Source organism: Pseudomonas sp. zjy_15 (assembly GCF_043101865.1).
In the GTDB taxonomy this organism is placed as follows: Bacteria; Pseudomonadota; Gammaproteobacteria; order Pseudomonadales; family Pseudomonadaceae; genus Aquipseudomonas; species Aquipseudomonas putida_Y.
In genome coordinates, this window is record NZ_JBICII010000064.1 from 90999 (window position 1) to 107517 (window position 16519).

At 59.3% G+C, this 16519-nt stretch carries 12 protein-coding genes; 7 read left to right on the forward strand and 5 right to left on the reverse strand.

All coding sequences use genetic code 11. The features are described from left to right. Positions 1-1374 carry a nucleotide 5'-monophosphate nucleosidase PpnN gene (gene ppnN, locus ACF8EF_RS12460; protein ID WP_176682468.1) on the reverse strand — a complete coding sequence of 458 codons (1374 nt, stop codon included), beginning with the start codon at positions 1372-1374 and terminating at the stop codon, positions 1-3. A gap of 208 nt (positions 1375-1582) precedes the next feature. Then, positions 1583-2644, reverse strand: coding sequence for a YeiH family protein (locus ACF8EF_RS12465; protein ID WP_176682469.1), 1062 nt, complete (start codon positions 2642-2644; stop codon positions 1583-1585). Between the two features lie 112 nt (positions 2645-2756). Here ACF8EF_RS12465 and ACF8EF_RS12470 point away from each other — a divergent pair, with 112 nt between their 5' ends. The 6 genes from ACF8EF_RS12470 to ACF8EF_RS12495 all read left to right on the forward strand — a co-directional run bounded on the left by ACF8EF_RS12470 (position 2757) and on the right by ACF8EF_RS12495 (position 11058). Beyond that, the gene (locus ACF8EF_RS12470) at positions 2757-3644 is read left to right on the forward strand and encodes a LysR family transcriptional regulator (RefSeq protein WP_339443373.1); all 888 of its coding nucleotides are present in this window, start codon (positions 2757-2759) and stop codon (positions 3642-3644) included. Positions 3645-3800: 156 nt separating this feature from the next. Then, positions 3801-4826, forward strand: a complete 1026-nt coding sequence (locus ACF8EF_RS12475; protein WP_176682471.1) for an AraC family transcriptional regulator — start codon at positions 3801-3803, stop codon at positions 4824-4826. Between the two features lie 268 nt (positions 4827-5094). After that, the gene (locus ACF8EF_RS12480; protein ID WP_176682472.1) at positions 5095-6447 is read left to right on the forward strand and encodes an aromatic acid/H+ symport family MFS transporter; all 1353 of its coding nucleotides are present in this window, start codon (positions 5095-5097) and stop codon (positions 6445-6447) included. A 28-nt stretch (positions 6448-6475) separates the two neighbouring features. Next, the gene (locus tag ACF8EF_RS12485) at positions 6476-7204 is read left to right on the forward strand and encodes a nitroreductase (protein WP_176682473.1); all 729 of its coding nucleotides are present in this window, start codon (positions 6476-6478) and stop codon (positions 7202-7204) included. Positions 7205-7307: 103 nt separating this feature from the next. Further along, positions 7308-8627 carry an OprD family porin gene (locus ACF8EF_RS12490; protein WP_176682474.1) on the forward strand — a complete coding sequence of 440 codons (1320 nt, stop codon included), beginning with the start codon at positions 7308-7310 and terminating at the stop codon, positions 8625-8627. Positions 8628-9006: 379 nt separating this feature from the next. Beyond that, positions 9007-11058 (forward strand): TonB-dependent receptor, encoded by a 2052-nt coding sequence (locus ACF8EF_RS12495; protein ID WP_392461213.1) that lies wholly within the window; start codon positions 9007-9009, stop codon positions 11056-11058. Between the two features lie 91 nt (positions 11059-11149). Here the strand turns inward: ACF8EF_RS12495 and ACF8EF_RS12500 are convergent, their stop codons facing one another. Both ACF8EF_RS12500 and ACF8EF_RS12505 read right to left on the reverse strand, forming a co-directional pair. Continuing rightward, positions 11150-12562, reverse strand: a complete 1413-nt coding sequence (locus ACF8EF_RS12500; protein WP_014590635.1) for a cytosine permease — start codon at positions 12560-12562, stop codon at positions 11150-11152. A gap of 378 nt (positions 12563-12940) precedes the next feature. Continuing rightward, entirely contained in the window at positions 12941-13393 is a 453-nt protein-coding gene (locus tag ACF8EF_RS12505) for an Lrp/AsnC family transcriptional regulator (protein WP_209966767.1), read from the reverse strand. 111 nt (positions 13394-13504) lie between these two features. Here ACF8EF_RS12505 and ACF8EF_RS12510 point away from each other — a divergent pair, with 111 nt between their 5' ends. Next, on the forward strand, positions 13505-14119 hold the full coding sequence (locus ACF8EF_RS12510) for a LysE family translocator (protein WP_392461214.1): 615 nt from the start codon (positions 13505-13507) through the stop codon (positions 14117-14119). A gap of 83 nt (positions 14120-14202) precedes the next feature. Here the strand turns inward: ACF8EF_RS12510 and ACF8EF_RS12515 are convergent, their stop codons facing one another. After that, positions 14203-16386 carry an ATP-binding protein gene (locus ACF8EF_RS12515; RefSeq protein ID WP_392461215.1) on the reverse strand — a complete coding sequence of 728 codons (2184 nt, stop codon included), beginning with the start codon at positions 16384-16386 and terminating at the stop codon, positions 14203-14205. Positions 16387-16519: the final 133 nt, after the last annotated feature.

Sequence of the window (16519 nt, forward strand, 5' to 3'; positions counted from 1 at the left end):
TCAGGTTGCCACCTGATAGCACGGCACATACTCCGCGCCACCGGGCAGCTTCATCCGGTGCTGGTCGACGAATGCCTGCAGCAGCCGGCCCAGCGGGTCCAGTACGGCGCTGTCGCCGTGGATCTGATACGGCCCGTGTTCCTCGATCAGGCGGATGCCTTTGTCCTTGACGTTGCCTGCGACAATGCCGGAAAACGCCCGGCGCAGGTTGGCCGCCAGTTCATGGGGCGGCAGCTCGCGGCGCAAGTCCAGTTCAGACATGGCCTGGTGGGTCGGGTCGAACGGTCGCTGGAAGCTCTCCTCGATCTTCAGCAGCCAGTTGAAGTGGAAGGCATCGTTGCGCTCGCGGCGGAACTGCTTGACCGCTTTGAGGCCGTCGACCATGTGCCGGGCGACCTCCGCCGGGTCGTCGATGATGATTTCGTACAGGCGATGGGCGGCTTCTCCCAGCGTGGCACCGACAAAAGCATGCAACTGTTGCAGATAAGGCTCGGCGCTGCGCGGGCCGGTGAGCACCACCGGGAACGGCAGGTCCTCGTTGTCCGGGTGCATGAGGATGCCCAGCAGGTACAGGAACTCCTCCGCTGTGCCGGCCCCGCCTGGGAAGATGATGATGCCGTGGCCGACACGCACGAAAGCCTCCAGGCGCTTTTCGATGTCAGGCAGGATCACCAGTTCGTTGACGATCGGGTTGGGCGCCTCGGCGGCGATGATGCCGGGCTCGGTGAGGCCCAGGTAGCGGCTGCCATGCATGCGTTGCTTGGCGTGAGCGATGGTGGCGCCCTTCATCGGGCCTTTCATCACGCCCGGGCCGCAGCCGGTGCAGACATCCAGTTTGCGCAGGCCCAGTTCGTGGCCGACCTTCTTGGTGTACTGGTATTCCTCGGTGCTGATCGAGTGGCCGCCCCAACACACCACCATCTTCGGCTCCACGCCCGGGCGCAAGGTGCGCGCGTTGCGCAGCAGGTGGAAAACGTAGTCGGTGATGCCCTGGGAGCTTTCCAGATCGATGCGCTGGCTGGCCAGCTCGCTTTCGGTGTAAACGATGTCGCGCAAGGCGCTGAACAGCATTTCACGGGTGCTGGCGATCATTTCGCCATCGACGAAGGCATCGGCCGGGGCATTGAGCAGCTCCAGGCGCACGCCGCGGTCCTGTTGGTGGATACGCACCTCGAAGTCCTTGTAGGCCTCAAGGATGGTCTTGGCATTGTCGACATGGGCGCCAGTGTTGAGGATTGCCAGGGCGCACTGGCGGAACAGTGTGTAAAGGCTGCCGGTACCGACTTCACTCAGTTGCTGCACTTCACGTTGTGACAGCGTCTCCAGGCTGCCTTTGGGGCTGACGGATGCATTGATGACATGGCGTTGAGGCATCTAAGTCTTTCCTGTGCGGGTAAAACATCCTTCTTTGGCACCACCATACCGAGAAATGTGGACGGCAACGAGGGGGGTTGTGAAAAACCTTGAGACCGAGCTGCCTGCTTCGCGGGTGAACCCGCTCCTACAGGGGCCTTGCCGTCTTCAAGGCAGCACCCACCTGTAGGAACGGGTTTACCCGCGAAGCAGCCAACCCGGTCTCGAATCAGCCCAAAAGCTTCTGCACCCCCAGGGTAATCGCCAGCCCCCCGCCAACCAGCCACAGGTTCAGAATCGCCCCGGTAGCCAGCGCCCGTGGCCCAGCCTGGCGAATCTGGCTGAAGCGCGTTTCCATTCCCAGCGCGGTCATGGCCATGGTCAAGGCAAAGGTGTCCAGGCTGTTCACTGCCTGGGTCACGCTGCCGGGCAGCACGTGCAGCGAATTCACCAGGACCAGTGCCAGGAAGCCGAAAGCGAACCAGGGCATGGCAATGCGCCCGTTGCCCTGCGCCTGGCCAGCCTTGCGCGAACGGCTGATCCACAGGCCCACCACCAGCAGTACCGGTACCAGCAGCATGACCCGGGTCATCTTGACGATGGTGGCGACGTGCGTGGCTTCGGGGCTGACATTGCTGGCCGCGCCTACCACCTGAGCCACTTCGTGGACAGTGCCGCCCAGCAACAGCCCGGCGCCCATGGTATCCAGATGCAGCCAGCCGGCATTGATCGCCAGTGGGTAAAGGAACATCGACAAGGTACCGAACAGCACCACGCTTCCGACTGCCATGGCGCTTTTATGGGGGGCGCTGCGCAGCGCCGATTCGAATGCCAGCACGGCGGCCGCGCCGCAGATGGCGCTACCCGCGGCGGTCAGCAAGGCGGTATCGCGGTCGAGCTTGAACACCTTCATGCCACACCACAGGCCGATCAGCAGGGTACTGGTGACTACCAGCACCGATACGATAAGCCCCGACCAGCCGACTTCGGCAATTTCCTGCAGGCTTACCCGCAAACCAAAGAACGCCACGGCGATACGCAACAGGCCGCGAGCGGAAAAGTTGATACCGGCTGCCCAGCTTGCCGGTACACCGTCACGCAGCGCGTTGCCATACAAGGCACCTGCGACGATACCCACGATCAGCGGGCTGATGCCCAGGTTGGCGATAGCGGGCATGGCCGCCAGTTGCGTGACTGCGACCGCGAACAGCGCGACGAACAGAATGCCATTGAGCCGCCCTCGGGTGGAGAGGGTAGGGGCAAAGGCGGGGTTGGACGGAACCGTGGCCATGTGAGTCCTCCGGAAAAGGTGTTTCGACAAGGCCTACGTTAATCTGGTTATAAGCTTATAAAAAATCGTAATTTAGGATGGCAAATATCCGAATAGCTGATATTTTTGAAGAATGACCCCAGAGCAACTGATAACGTTCGCCACGGTTGCCGAACACGGCAACATCAGCCATGCGGCCCAAGCCCTGCACCTGTCGCAGCCGGCGGTGTCCGGCCAGCTCAAGCTCTTGCAAGAGGCGTTTGGCGAACCCCTTTACCAACGTGCCGGTCGCGGCGTGCGGCTGACAGCGGCCGGTGATCAGTTGCTGGCGCATGCCGAGCGCCTGCGCGAAACCTTCCGCCAGGCCCAGGCGCTGCGCGAGGCCATGCGCGGGCTGGAGCGCGGCACATTGCGTGTTGGCGCCAGTACCACACCCGCCAGTTACCTGCTGCCTTACCTGATCGCCGATTTTCACGGGCGTTATCCGGATGTGCTGGTCAGCACCTCGCATGGCAACACGGCGGAGATCGTCGCCGCCCTGGACAGTGTCGATATCGCCCTGATCGAGGGGCCGCCTGGGCAGGAGTTGCCGTTGGGTACGCAAGTCACGCCGTGGCGCGAGGACGAGATCGTGGCGATTGTGCCCCGTGTGCACCCCCTGGCAGGCAGTGGCCCGCAGACGCTGGCGGAACTCGGCGCCTACCCGTTGGTGCTGCGTGAAAGCGGCTCGGGTGTGCGGCAGATCGTCGAGCGGGCGTTTGCTCGTGATGGCGTGGCGATGCGTGTGGCGCTGGAGATCGCGGGCGTTGAAGGGGTAAAAGAGGCGGTCCGCGCCGGGATGGGGGTTGGCTTTGTGTCGGCGATGTCCATTCGTCATGAGGATGGGGCGCTGCACCGGTTGCAGGTTGCGCCGCAGGCGCTGGTGCGGCGTTTCTCCATTCTGTTGCCGCATGGGGCTACGCCTTCGCGGGCTGCCTCGCGGTTTCTTGAATTATGTGTTGCCATGCAAGAGGTGGGTTGATTGTAAAGGTCTCTTCGCGGGCGCGATCCAAAACGTTTTGCAATAAAAAACAAGGAGTGTTGACATCTGGCATAGTGATATTGGTACAGAGACGTTCTGTGGGCTTGTATGCTTTGCAAGGCAGCCTTCGGTATCAAGTTAGCAACGGAGCCCCGGATGGATTTTTCTGCCCACAAAGGCACCACGTCGATCAGCCTCGTGCGGGACGCACTTCAAGGAGCAGAACTGCGTGGCCTGGATGTTTCGACTGTACTCCGCCACGCACATATTGATCCGCTGTTGCTGGCCCAAAACTATGCCAGGGTACCTGCTGGTACGTTCTCCAGATTGTGGATTGCGTTAGCGGATTTGCTCGACGATGAGTTTTTTGCGGCAGACAGTCACCCCCTTCGCAGAGGTAGCTTCAAGCTGATGGCTCAGTTGGCCCTCGGCTGCGACACCCTTGGACAGGCGCTCAAACGGATTCTGGCGTTTCTCAGGACTGCCCTTGATGACATCTACGGGGCGGTGGAATGCGAGGGAGAGCATGCTGCAATTATCATTCATGATCATGGTGAGTTGCGAAGGGTGTTTTGTTACGGTGCCTGGCTGGTGCTCGTGCACGGCCTGCTTTGCTGGCTGTGCGACCGGCGCATCCCTATTTTGAAGTTATCGATGCGTCCTCCTCGGCCGGTGGACGACAGCGACTATCGAATGCGCTTTTGTGAGGAAATCGAGTGGAGGGCCGATAGAACCACCGCTGTTTTCGAGAAGAGCTTTCTGGAGTACAAGGTTTGCCAAACACCTGGTTCTCTTCCTGCCTTTTTAAAAGGAACGCCAAGTAACTTCCTTGTGAAATACCGTAACGACGACAGTACGAGCATTATGATCCGGCGGCGATTGAAACTGCTCTCTCCCCACACCTGGCCTGAACTCGATGAGCTCGCACGCGACTTGAGCATGTCCAGTTCCACCCTGCAACGAAGGCTCTATGCTGAGGGTTTCACCTACCAACGGCTCAAAGACAATCTCAGGCGGGATATTTCCATCAGTCTGCTGTGCCGAGCAGGTATGACAGTGGATGGCGTTGCGTCAGAGGTTGGCTTCATTGAGACCAGTGCGTTCCACCGGGCATTCAAGAAATGGACGGGTATCACCCCTGGTGCTTACAGACGCTCGTTGCGTAGCCATCGAGGGAACTAGTCCTCTGCGCGTGGGCTGATCACACTCAGTCTGAAGCCATCGGGCTCCAAAACTGCCCGTTCCGGTCAAGCAGAATGATGCCATTGGGCATGGTTGGCGCTTGCCATAAGGCCTACGATTTTCCTCGGGCGCCGTCTAGTTGGTGCCTCTCAACTCTCCCGACTCACACCCGGAACCATGCGTACCTGTGCGTGTGGTCGAGTTGTGCCAGATCGCTATACGTATGTGGACTTCAAAAACACAACAATAAGATTGAAGGAGACACGGTATGAGTTCTTTGAATATGTACACGTTGACCGAAGAGTCGAAGTTCAACCGCTTTCATGGAATTATTCTGTTCTGGTGCGTGTTGATTCTGATTATCGATGGTTACGACTTGGCAGTGGTGGGGGCTGCCCTGCCAGCCATCATGGCCGATATGCAAATTGACGCAACCAGCGCCGGGGTAATGGCTGGCTCAGCATTGTTTGGGACAATGCTGGGCGCCATTTTTTTAGGCACATTGGCAGATCGAATTGGCCGGCCGAAAATGATCGCGATGTGTGTAGCGCTGTTCAGCGTTTTCACCGCTGCGGCAGGGTTCACTGACAGCCCGCTGACCTTCAGTATCATGCGCTTTATCGCCGGCTTGGGAATCGGCGGTGTGTTGCCCATCTGTACGGCGCAGATGGGTGAGTTCTCACCCTTGAAAGTTCGCACCCGGCTGGTGACCATCGTTTTCGCAGGCTATTCGGTGGGGGGGATTCTGGTAGCGCTTACGGGTAAACAACTGATCGAAAGCTACGGTTGGCAATATGTGTTTTACGTGGCAGTCCTGCCAGTGGTTTTGATTCCTTTCATTCTCAAGACAATGCCCGACTCTATCGGCTTTATGTTGAAGCAGGGTCGACAAGACGAGTTGAAAGTCATCGCGCGTCGCCTTCGTCCTGACCTTGTGATCAAGGATGACACGCAGCTCGTTGGCAATCCGCAGATTATCTCTGCTCAAGACAAGCCGGTACGAAGCCTCTTCCTGGAAGGCCGTGGATACAGCACGGTCATGATCTGGATGGCATTCATGACCGGGCTGTTCATGGTGTATGCACTCAATTCGTGGCTCACCAAGTTGATGGCCATGGCGGGCTTCAGCCTCGGTTCAGCCCTGAATTTCGTCATCGTGTTCAACCTCGGTTCGATCTTCGGTGCAATTCTGGGTGGATGGCTTAGCGACAAATTCAGCATCAAGCACGTCTTGGTGGTGTTCTATGTAGTGGGCGCGGTCGCACTCACCTTGCTGGGATATACCCGCTCCACCGAACTGCTCTTTGTCGTCGTGTTCATCGTGGGTGCCTCGACCCTTGGCACCCAGCTTCTGGCCTATGCATACGCCGGCGATTTCTATCCCTCCACCATCCGCTCGACTGGTGTCGGTTTTGCATCGGGGGTCGGTCGCGTCGGGGCGATTGTCGCACCTGTTTTGATTGGTGCCTTGGTGTCGATGGCGTTGCCGCTGGAGCAGAACTTCATGGCAATCGCGCTCGCCGGCCTGATAGGGGCTGTTGCAGTGACCATGATCAATCAATCTCGCTCGGACTCGGCTGTAGTGAGGAAGAAGGCCACGGTTGCCCACGAGCTGACCTGACCGTAATTCTGAGAGACAGGTTCCACGTATGCTTATTGATCGTTTGCGCAAATCACCGGTAGGTTTGGACGAAACAGCCCGTTTGATCGACTGGGCAATTGTCTCACGTCGGAGCATCAGGTCGTTCCTCCCAACCCCAGTTCCGCTAGAGGAAATCGAAACGATGCTGAACGTTGCTCGCTTTAGCGCAACAGGCGTCAACCTGCAGCCCTGGAACGTGCATGTTGTTACCGGTGATATGAAGGCACGGTTGTCCGCAGCACTTGCTGAGGTTGATGACCATCCGGCTGATGACCAACGCTTTTCTGATCCCTACGCGTATTACCCCAGGGAGTGGACATCTCCCTACATCGAACGGCGCAGGGAGGTAGGGTGGGGGCTCTATAGCCTGTTGGGCATCAGTCGAAGCGATAAACAAAGGATGCACGAGCAACACGGCCGGAATTATCGCTTCTTCGGGGCGCCTGTTGGCCTGTTCTTCACGATTGACCGCGTGCTCCAGGAAGGGAGTCTGCTGGACTATGGCATGTTCCTGCAAAGCCTCATGATTGCCGCACGGGGAAGAGGCTTGCACACCTGCCCGCAGGCAGCATTCCTTAAATATCACAGCATCATCACTGAAATGCTGGAAATACCGAAGAGCCAAATGCTTGTCTGTGGGATGAGCTTGGGTTACGCCGATGATGGCAGCATTGAGAACACGCTGGTTACTGGCCGTGAACCCGTGCGTGCATTCACTACCTTTCACTCTGAATAAAAACCTGGCATCTGCCCTGTCCACGGTTGGCGTCGGGCAGGGTGATGCTGTTTCGATCATTCCGCTAAAGCGGGCCTTAACCCATTTGTAGGACTGGCATTGCATGGGGCGCTTCGCTGCGGTCCATGCTCAAGCACACAACAAGAACAAGGTGCCTGTGATGTCTATTGCTTTTAAAAAAACGTTGGCTTGTTCAGCAGCACTGCTGGTCGCGCCTTATGCTTCTGCCGCGTTCGTGGAAGACTTCAAAGGCAGTCTCGAGCTCCGAAACTTCTACTATAATCGCGATTTTCGCAATGACGGTGCCACTCAGTCCAAGCGCGATGAGTGGGCGCAAGGCTTTATTTTGAACCTGCAATCCGGTTTTACAGAAGGACCGGTGGGCTTCGGTATTGATGCGATGGGCTTGCTGGGGGTGAAGCTTGATTCCAGCCCGGACAGAACAGGATCAGGGCTGCTGGCCTACGATTCCGACAGGAATGTTGAGGATGAATACGGCAAGTTCGTGGCCACCGCCAAAGCAAGGATGGGCAAGACGGAATTGAGGATAGGGGGAGTAAACCCTCTGATGCCGCTACTCTGGAGTAATAATAGCCGCCTACTGCCTCAGATCTTTCGCGGTGGCTCGCTGACCGTCAACGACATCGATAAATTGACGGTAACGGCTACAAGGGTCAACGCAGTGAAGCAGCGTAATTCCACCGATTTCGAATCACTCACAGCCACTGGCTATGCCCCGGTTGAGGCGGATCACTACAACTACCTGGCATTTGACTTCAAGCCTGCGAAGGACATGACCTTCAGTTTGCACGCCGCCGAACTTGAAGATCTCTATAAATCCTACTTCGCCGGCATTAAAGTCATCAAGCCGTTGTGGGAAGGCAATGTGATCGCGGATGTTCGCGTGTTCGATGCCAGCGAGACGGGCTCCAAAAAACTGGGTGAGGTGGACAACAGAACGCTGAGTAGCTACTTCGCCTACAGCATCAAGGGGCACACCATCGGCGGCGGTTACCAGAAGGCTTGGGGCGACACCTCGTTTGCGTTCGTAAACGGCGCGGATACCTATTTGTTCGGCGAATCGCTGGTCAGTACATTCACTGCCCCTAACGAGCGAGTGTGGTTTGCGAGATACGACTTTGATTTCGCTGCTTTGGGTGTACCGGGCTTGCTGTTCACCACCCGGTACATGAAAGGTGATGATGTCGATCCTGATCTGTTGACGAGCCGCCAAGCCGCTTCACTCCGCCTCAACGGGGAGGAGGGCAAAGAATGGGAGAGGGTCACTGATATCTCTTATGTCATTCAGAGTGGGCCGGCGAAGGGTGTTTCGTTCCAGTGGCGTAACTCCACGAACCGCTCGACCTACGCTGACAGCGCTAATGAAAATCGCCTGATCATGCGCTACACCTTCAACTTCTAAATAGCGAAACGGGCCGGCCTTCTGAAGCCGGCCCATTTTTTTGAGCCGCCTCCGACATCTCCAGCGAGGTCAAGGAGGGGCGTGGGCATTCGCAGGCCTCCCCGGTGGCCGCAAGTGCGCCGGTGAGGGCAATTCGGAAAGGTCACGCGTGTTGAGGTGTTGGGCATGCCTTGGCGGGGCGCGCCGACTGGGCGTTCCATCCTGGATTGCTCGCAAGGCAGTGCGCCACTGTTCTCGAAGGAGGCGGCTATGGGTCAATAAATCCCGATACGCCAGTGTTTGTTGTTATGGTATAACATCATTTGCCATAAGGCAGACGCAGATCTTGCCTTCTTCATCTGTGCGCCAATACACACTCAACCCCGCGTCAGGAACCTCCATGCGATTCACCCCAGCCTCGTTCGCCATCTTCACGGCAATGTTCACACCTGAAATCCTCGCCGAACAGACCGGTACCTCCACCATCGTCCTCGGTGAAGTGAATATCACCCAAACGGCCGGTACAGCCTTGAGCACTGAAAATGTGCTTACGTCGGTCGACGTCCTGGGCGGCGACCAGGTGCGAGACAAAAATGTGATGAACAGCTGGCAGTTGTTGGGGCAGATGCCGGGCATCCAGCTGACCGAAACGGGGCAAGGTGCCGAGTCCGGCAAGGTCACCTTCCGCGCGTTCAATGGTGAGGGCTACATCAACGGCATCAAGACCCTGATCGACGGTGTGCCGAGCAACGTCAACAGTGGCAACCAGCGCTTCATCGACATGATCTTCCCGCTGGACATCGAGTACATCGAGGTGGTCCGCGGTACCAACGATCCGCGCTATGGGCTGCACAATATCGGCGGCAACATCAACTTCGCGACCCGCCAGGGGGGAAACTATGTCGATAGCCGTGTGACTTACGGCAGCTTCGATACGCGCGAAGTGCAGTTGGCGGTCGGGCACGAGGAGGGGAATTTCGCCCAGAACTATATCCTCGCCAAGCAAGACAGCAACGGTTACCGCGACCACAGCGAATCCAACAAATACACGCTCGGCGGCAAGTGGTTCGTCAGCAACGACGAACAAGACTTCCGTGTTGGCCTGATCGCTCGCCTGTACCACCACCAGGCCCAAGAGTCAGGCTTCCTCACCCGCGAGCAACTGCACGCCAGCCGTACCCAATCGCCGGCCAAGAACGCCAATGATGGTGACGATCGTGACATGAAGCAGCTGAGCCTGCACGCCGACTGGCAGCTCGACGACGACCTGAGTCTGAGCAGCAAGCTGTACTACAACAGCTACAACGATGATCGAACCATCACGTTCACCGATTACCAGCCCGGCAACGCGCCACGCCAGCGTCGGCAGTGGGATGAACAGCAGCGAGGGATGCTCAGCAACCTGACCTGGCGCGCTGACGATCTGCTGACGCTGGATGGCGGCATCAACTACGAGGAGCAGGACAACCAGTATCGTCGCCTGCGCTACAGCTACGGGATCCCGACCGATTTCGACGCCACGCCGGCACGTGTGCAGAACGACGACACTTACACCCTGCGCAATATTGGCGGTTATGTGCAGGCGGTCATTCAGCCGACCGACGCGCTGAAGATCATTCCTGCCATGCGCGTCGACAAGTTTTCGGGTAACAGCGAAACGCTCGGCGGTGTCAAGGCATCCCTGCAGGATTATGGCTGGATCCGCCAGCCGAAGCTGAGCGTAATCTACAGCCTCACGCCCGAGATCGACCTGTACGCCAACTGGGGGCGTACCTTCCAGATTCTTACGGGCTCCGGCGGGCCAGCTTATAGGGTGCCAGGGCAAGCCTCGTACGACCCGTCGATCAACACCGGCAAGGAAGTGGGCATCAAGTTTCAGCCATTCCCGGGCGCTCAGGCGCGGGTTGCGCTGTGGCAGCAGGACGCGACCGATGAAGTCGCGAACATGCCCAGCACTGGCACCACGGTCGGCCTTGGCGAAACACGCCGGCGTGGCGTGGACATGCAGATCAGTGCGCAGCTGGACGATCAATGGACGGTATGGGCGTCCCACGCGATCCAGGAGGCCAAGGTGGTCAAGGCCTACGCTGCAAACGGCCAGTCATTGTCGGGCAAAGAGGTATTTTCCACCCCGCGCTACATCAGCAATGTGGGTGTCGACTACCGGTACAATGATGACTGGAAGTTCGGTGCGCAGGGGCGGGCGCAGGGCAGCTACTACATCGACGAGCTGAACGAGCAGGGCAAGTACGGCGGTTTCGTTGTCGTGGACGCCAGTGTCAGTTACCGTGTCACCTCGTCGACCAGCGTAGATTTGCAGGTGAAAAATCTGTTTGACCGTGAATACGAATACGTCTGGTACGACAACTTCTTCTGGGGGGGCAACGACCAGGCGATGTTCTCGCCAGCACCAGGCCGTTCAGCGTTCGTCTCGATAAACATGAGTCTTTGACGGGAACCTCTTGAGGGCGAAACCTATCGCCCTCAAGAGGTCTCCAGGATCTTAGGCCAGTTCACCTTGTGCTGCGAATGGCCAGTGCAGCTTAAGCCACTGCTGCCAGCTTGGCGCTGGTTTGCCGACGACGGTAGGCACTGTCACGGCTCGCCAGCCACCAGTACAGCGGCGAGGTGATCGCCAACCCTACCAGCCACGACAGGTCAGCCCCGTTGATGTGCTCGGAAATCGGCCCGACGTACAGCGGGGTGTTCATGAACGGTATCTGCACCACGATACCCACAGCGTAGGCGATCAGTGCCTGCGGGTTGTAGCGCCCATAGATCCCACCATCGACCTGGAAGATCGACTGGATGTCGTAGTCGCCTTTGTGAATGGCGTAGAAGTCGATCAGGTTGATCGCCGTCCACGGCACCAGCACCACCAGCAGTACCAGCACCATGTCAACGAAGTGGCCGATGAAGTCTGCCGAAGCGAACACCGCTACCACGCAGCAGGCCGACAGCACGATCAGCGAAAGCACTGCCCGGCTTTTGGCGGTGGGGATCCAGCGGTAGGCGAACGTTTGCACCAGGGTGATGATCGACAGCACCGCACCATACAGGTTGAGGGCGTTATGGCTGATCACGCTGAGCAGGAACAGCACCAGCATGATCGGGCCGAGCGTGCCGGTGGCCAGCTTGACCGCGTCCATGGTGTCCATGCCGGCCGGGATCGCCAGCACGGCCACGGCGCCGAAGATGAATGACAGACTTGAGCCCAGGGCCGAACCCAGGTAGGTGGTCCAGAAGGTCGAACTGACTTTGACATCTGCCGGCAGGTAGCGCGAGTAGTCCGACACATAGGGCGCAAAGGCGATTTGCCACAACGCCGCCAGCGACACGGTGGCCAGCCAGCCGGCCAGGTTGAAGCTGCCACGGGTGAGGAAATCGTCGCTTTGTACATGGGTGAAGATGTAGCCGAAGCCGACCACGATACCGATGCCCAGTACCCAGGTGCCAATGCGATTGAGCACGTGGATGAAGCGGTAGCCGATGATGCCGATGATGCCTGAACCCAGCGCACCGATGACGATGCCCACCGGTACCGGAACGGCGTCGACCACGCCATGCAGTGACTTGCCGGCAAGGACGATGTTGGATGCGAAGAAGCCGATGTACATGACGCCGGCGATCACCACCACCAGCAGCGCGCCGAGGGTGCCGAACTGCGCGCGGCTCTGGATCATCTGCGGAATGCCCATTTGCGGGCCCTGGGCTGAGTGAAGGGCCATCAGCACCCCGCCGACCAGGTGGCCGACAAGGATGGCGACGATGCCCCATACCAGGTTCAGGTGGAACAGCTGCACACCCAGCGCGCCGGTGACGATGGGCAACGGCGCGATGTTGCCGCCGAACCAGAGTGTGAACAGATCCCTTACCTTTCCATGGCGGTCTTGCGGGGGCACGTAGCCGATCGTGTGTTTTTCTATCAGGGGTGCCGAATTGGCTGCACTGGTCATGACTGACTCCAAGGCAAGGTAGGGCATTGGGAACTGCCCGGGGGCGTGCCGGCGGTGGGCGACGCGTTCTTGTTGGAGCGATGATGAGGGGCGCGGGGATAACGAGAAATTAGTAAATATGTGCCCATAAGCGTTAAAAAAACTAAGGCTGACAAAAGCTTAAGCGGGTGACGGTAGCAAGGAGAGTGCCAGCTGGCTGAAGGCCTTGGGGTAGAGGGACGGCGGGGGTGGCAACCGGATCACGGTGGGCTTGGTTGGTGCGATGTGCGCGTTTTCAGGGCAGATGAAAGGTTGCCTGGGCCGGCCCCTTCGCGGGTAAACCCGCTCCTACAGCAGGCGCGGGTTTACCCGCGAAGAGGCCGGCACAAGAGGAAACAGCTACATGGGGAGCAACCGATCCTGAAGCACTTCCTTCATCACCAAGGTCGAGCTCAAGCGTTTCACATTGGGAATACTGGTCAGGTGCTCGTCATACAGCTTCTGAAACGCCGGCAGGTCCTTGGCCACCACATGCAGCAGGTAATCCGGGTCGCCGAACAGCCGCTGCGCTTCGACAATCTGCGGGATCTGCGCCAGTGCCGTTTCAAAGTCCGCCACCGGCTGGCGGGTTACCTCGCGTAGCGTCACGAATACCAGCGCGGCAAAGTTCAGCCCAAGGGCGCTAGGTGCCAGCCGTGCGTGATAGCCCAGAATGGCTCCGGACTCTTCCAGTGTCTTCAAACGCCGATGGCAGGGTGACAGGCTGAGCCCTACGCGGTCGGCCAGTTCGGTTACCGACAGGCGCCCGTCTTTTTGCAGCTCGGCAAGGATTTTTCGATCAGTTCTATCCATTGGGAAGAATCTTCCAATTCATGAATGCTAAGGGGAAATATACGAAAGAAAATCCCCAAGCGAAATCCGTAATCTTTCGACATCCCAATGCAGTAGATAAGGAAGATTCAAGTGGCTATCAGTGTGCTGACAGCGTTCTGGGCTGTGTCGATGCTGTTCGTGATTACCCCGGGTGCAGATTGGGCTTATGCCATCTCTGCAGGCATGCGCGGTCGCTGGGTGATGCCAGCGGTGGCGGGGATGTTGTCGGGGCATTTCCTGGCCACGCTGGTGGTGGCGGCCGGGGTTGGCAGCCTGCTGGCTGGTCACCCGTTGGCGCTGACCTTGCTGACCCTGGCGGGGTGCACCTATTTGCTGTGGCTGGGCGGCAACCTGTTGCTCAGCCCGTCCTTGCCGGCGGCCGGGCAGGGTGGCGCGGGGGAGTCGGGCTCGCGCTGGGCGTTGAAGGGTTTTTGCGTCAGCGGCCTGAACCCCAAGGTATTCCTGCTGTTCCTGGCCCTGCTGCCGCAGTTCACCGACCCGCAGTCGAGCTGGCCCGTACCGTTGCAGATCTTGTTGCTGGGGCTGGTCCACCTGTGCAGTTCGCTGGTGATCTACACGCTGGTCGGCTATGGCGCCAAAGCGGTGCTGAGCACCCGGCCGGGGGCGGCAAAGCTGGTCGGGCGGGTGTCTGGGATGGCGATGATTACCGTGGCTCTAGGCTTGATAGCCGGGCAAATAAGCTGACTACGCGAGGCTGGTTTGGTTTGTCTTGTCCGTGTGGTTTTGAGCTTCGCGGCGCCGTTGATCGCCCATCGCGATGCAAGGTATCAGTGGCCGAGTACTTTCCCGAGCATCTGGCACACCTGTTCTGCCGAGTAGGGTTTGGCCAGGAAGGTGAACCCTTGGTGCCCGCCTTCGGCAATCGCATCGCTAAAGCCCGAAGTAAGGATCACCGGCAACTGCGGGCGCTGGCGGCGAAGTTCGCGGGCCAGTGCCAAGCCACCCATGCCGGGCATGACCACATCGGAAAACACCGCATCAAAATCACCTGCCGGGCCAGTCAACTGCGCCAACGCTTCTTCTGCCGAACGCGCATAGCTGACCCGGTAGCCGTGGTCCTCGAGGAACTGAGCCGTGAAGCTGCCCAGGTCGGGGTTGTCTTCTACCACCAGTATTCGTTGCCGCTCGCCCTGTACCTGCGCCTGGCTGCCGGCCGAGGCGTCTTCGGGCAAGGTCGCAGGTGAGTCCTCCTGCGGCAGGTACAGGGTAAAGGTGGTGCCCTGACCGGGGATGCTGTTCACCTGTACATCGCCCCCGGATTGCTTGGCGAAACCGAACACCTGCGACAACCCGAGCCCGGTACCTTCACCCGGGGCCTTGGTAGTGAAGAAAGGGTCGAAGATGCGCTCCATCAACTCGCTGGCAATACCGACCCCGTTGTCGCTCACCGATATCGCCGCGAATGGGCCTGGCAGTGGAGGCTGACCGCGCAAGGCCGGCAGGCACTGGTCGGCCTGCAGACGCAGCTGCAAGGCACCTTCACCCGCCATGGCATCGCGGCCGTTGAGCATCAGGTTGATCACCGCGGTTTCCAACTGGCTGAGGTCGGCGCGGATGTGGCAGGGCGCTTGCGGTAACTGCAGCTCGACCCGGATGCGCGCGCCAGTGACGGTGTCGAGCATGTCGGCCATGGCTTCCAGCCGTGGCCCGGCTTCGAACACCTGCGGGCTGAGGGCTTGGCGGCGGGCGAAGGCCAGCAGCTGGCCGGTCAGTTTGGCACCACGATCGACCGTATCGGATATGGTCTTGAGGTAGCGCTCGCGGCGCTCCTCGGCCAGGTTGGGGCGCTGCAGAAAGTGCAGCGACGAGCGGATGATGGTCAGCAGGTTATTGAAGTCGTGGGCTACACCACCGGTCAGCTGGCCAATGGCTTCCAGCTTCTGGGCCTGGCGCAGCACGGCCTCGGTGTGCAGCAACTGAGTGGTGCGTTCTTCGACACGATGTTCCAAGGTGGTGTTGAGCGCTTCAAGGGCCGCCATCGCTTCGCGCACTTCGGCATGGGCCTGGGCCCGTTGTATGTGCGCCCAGCATCGTTCGGTCACTTCGCTGATCAGTGTTTGCTCGTAGTCGGTCCATGCCCGGGGTACGCGGTCATGAATCGCCATCAGCGCGGTCAGTCTGCCACCCTTGATCAGTGGCATGCAGATGGTGGCCGTAATGCCGATGGCCTGAAAAGTCGCCGCCTCGTCAGTGGCGAGTTCGCGCAGGTTGTCATTGATCACCAGGGCCAGGCCGCTGCGCAGGCGGCTGACCGCCAGGCTGCCGAAGTCATGCAGGTGATAGTGGCCCACCAGACGCGGTGAGCCGGGTGCCACCGCATCGCCGCAGATGGTGAAACCATCCTCGTCGGGGTCCATCACCGCATAGGCGCAGCTGGACAGGCCAAGGTGCTCGACCAGCATGCGGGTGGTGATGGCCATGATCTGATCCGGGTCGGCCGCCTCGGTCACGGCTCGCCCGAGGGTATCGAGAAAGTGCAGGCGCTGGTTGGTGACCACGCTGGCGGTGGTTTCGGTGACCGTGTCGAGCATGCCTAGTATCTCGCCATCATGGCTGCGAATCGGGCTGTAGCAGAAGGTGAAATAGGCCCGCTCCAGGCCGCCGTTGCGGTCGATCGTCAGCGGGAAGTCCTCGATGTACACCGCTTCACCGGCCAACGCACGTTCTGCCATATGGCGGATTTCGTCCCAGGCTTCGTGCCACACGTCGCGGAAGGGAATGCCCAAGGCCAGGGGCTTGCGACCTAGAATCGGGGTGAAGGCATCGTTGTACAGGGTGATCAAGTCCGGGCCCCAGAGCACGGCTTGCGGAAAGCGCGAGGCAAGACACAGAGCCATCGTGGTTTTCAGGGCGTCGGGCCAATGTTCCAGCGGGCCCAGCGGAGTGCTGGCCCAGTCGTGGTTGCGGATGCGTTCGGCCATTAGCCCGCCGCCGTCTAGCCATCTAGCCATGTGCTTTGCCGGTCCTCTTTCTCAAGGCCCTTAGGGTGCACCGAGAATAGACCGTTGGCGAGGGTTTTGTGAGTGGTCGTGCCACTGCACAAGCCTCTGCAACTGCGCGATCCGATTGAGTGCAGGTTCACCC

What these genes read in the sequence shown, in the direction of transcription:
- ACF8EF_RS12495 (WP_392461213.1), top strand. Translation starts at nt 9,007, where the DNA reads ATGCGATTCACCCCAGCCTCGTTCGCCATCTTCACGGCAATGTTCACA.
- ACF8EF_RS12500 (WP_014590635.1), bottom strand. Translation starts at nt 12,562, where the DNA reads ATGACCAGTGCAGCCAATTCGGCACCCCTGATAGAAAAACACACGATC.
- ACF8EF_RS12505 (WP_209966767.1), bottom strand. Translation starts at nt 13,393, where the DNA reads ATGGATAGAACTGATCGAAAAATCCTTGCCGAGCTGCAAAAAGACGGG.
- ACF8EF_RS12465 (WP_176682469.1), bottom strand. Translation starts at nt 2,644, where the DNA reads ATGGCCACGGTTCCGTCCAACCCCGCCTTTGCCCCTACCCTCTCCACC.
- ACF8EF_RS12470 (WP_339443373.1), top strand. Translation starts at nt 2,757, where the DNA reads ATGACCCCAGAGCAACTGATAACGTTCGCCACGGTTGCCGAACACGGC.
- ppnN (WP_176682468.1), bottom strand. Translation starts at nt 1,374, where the DNA reads ATGCCTCAACGCCATGTCATCAATGCATCCGTCAGCCCCAAAGGCAGC.
- ACF8EF_RS12485 (WP_176682473.1), top strand. Translation starts at nt 6,476, where the DNA reads ATGCTTATTGATCGTTTGCGCAAATCACCGGTAGGTTTGGACGAAACA.
- ACF8EF_RS12480 (WP_176682472.1), top strand. Translation starts at nt 5,095, where the DNA reads ATGAGTTCTTTGAATATGTACACGTTGACCGAAGAGTCGAAGTTCAAC.
- ACF8EF_RS12490 (WP_176682474.1), top strand. Translation starts at nt 7,308, where the DNA reads ATGGGGCGCTTCGCTGCGGTCCATGCTCAAGCACACAACAAGAACAAG.
- ACF8EF_RS12515 (WP_392461215.1), bottom strand. Translation starts at nt 16,386, where the DNA reads ATGGCTAGATGGCTAGACGGCGGCGGGCTAATGGCCGAACGCATCCGC.
- ACF8EF_RS12475 (WP_176682471.1), top strand. Translation starts at nt 3,801, where the DNA reads ATGGATTTTTCTGCCCACAAAGGCACCACGTCGATCAGCCTCGTGCGG.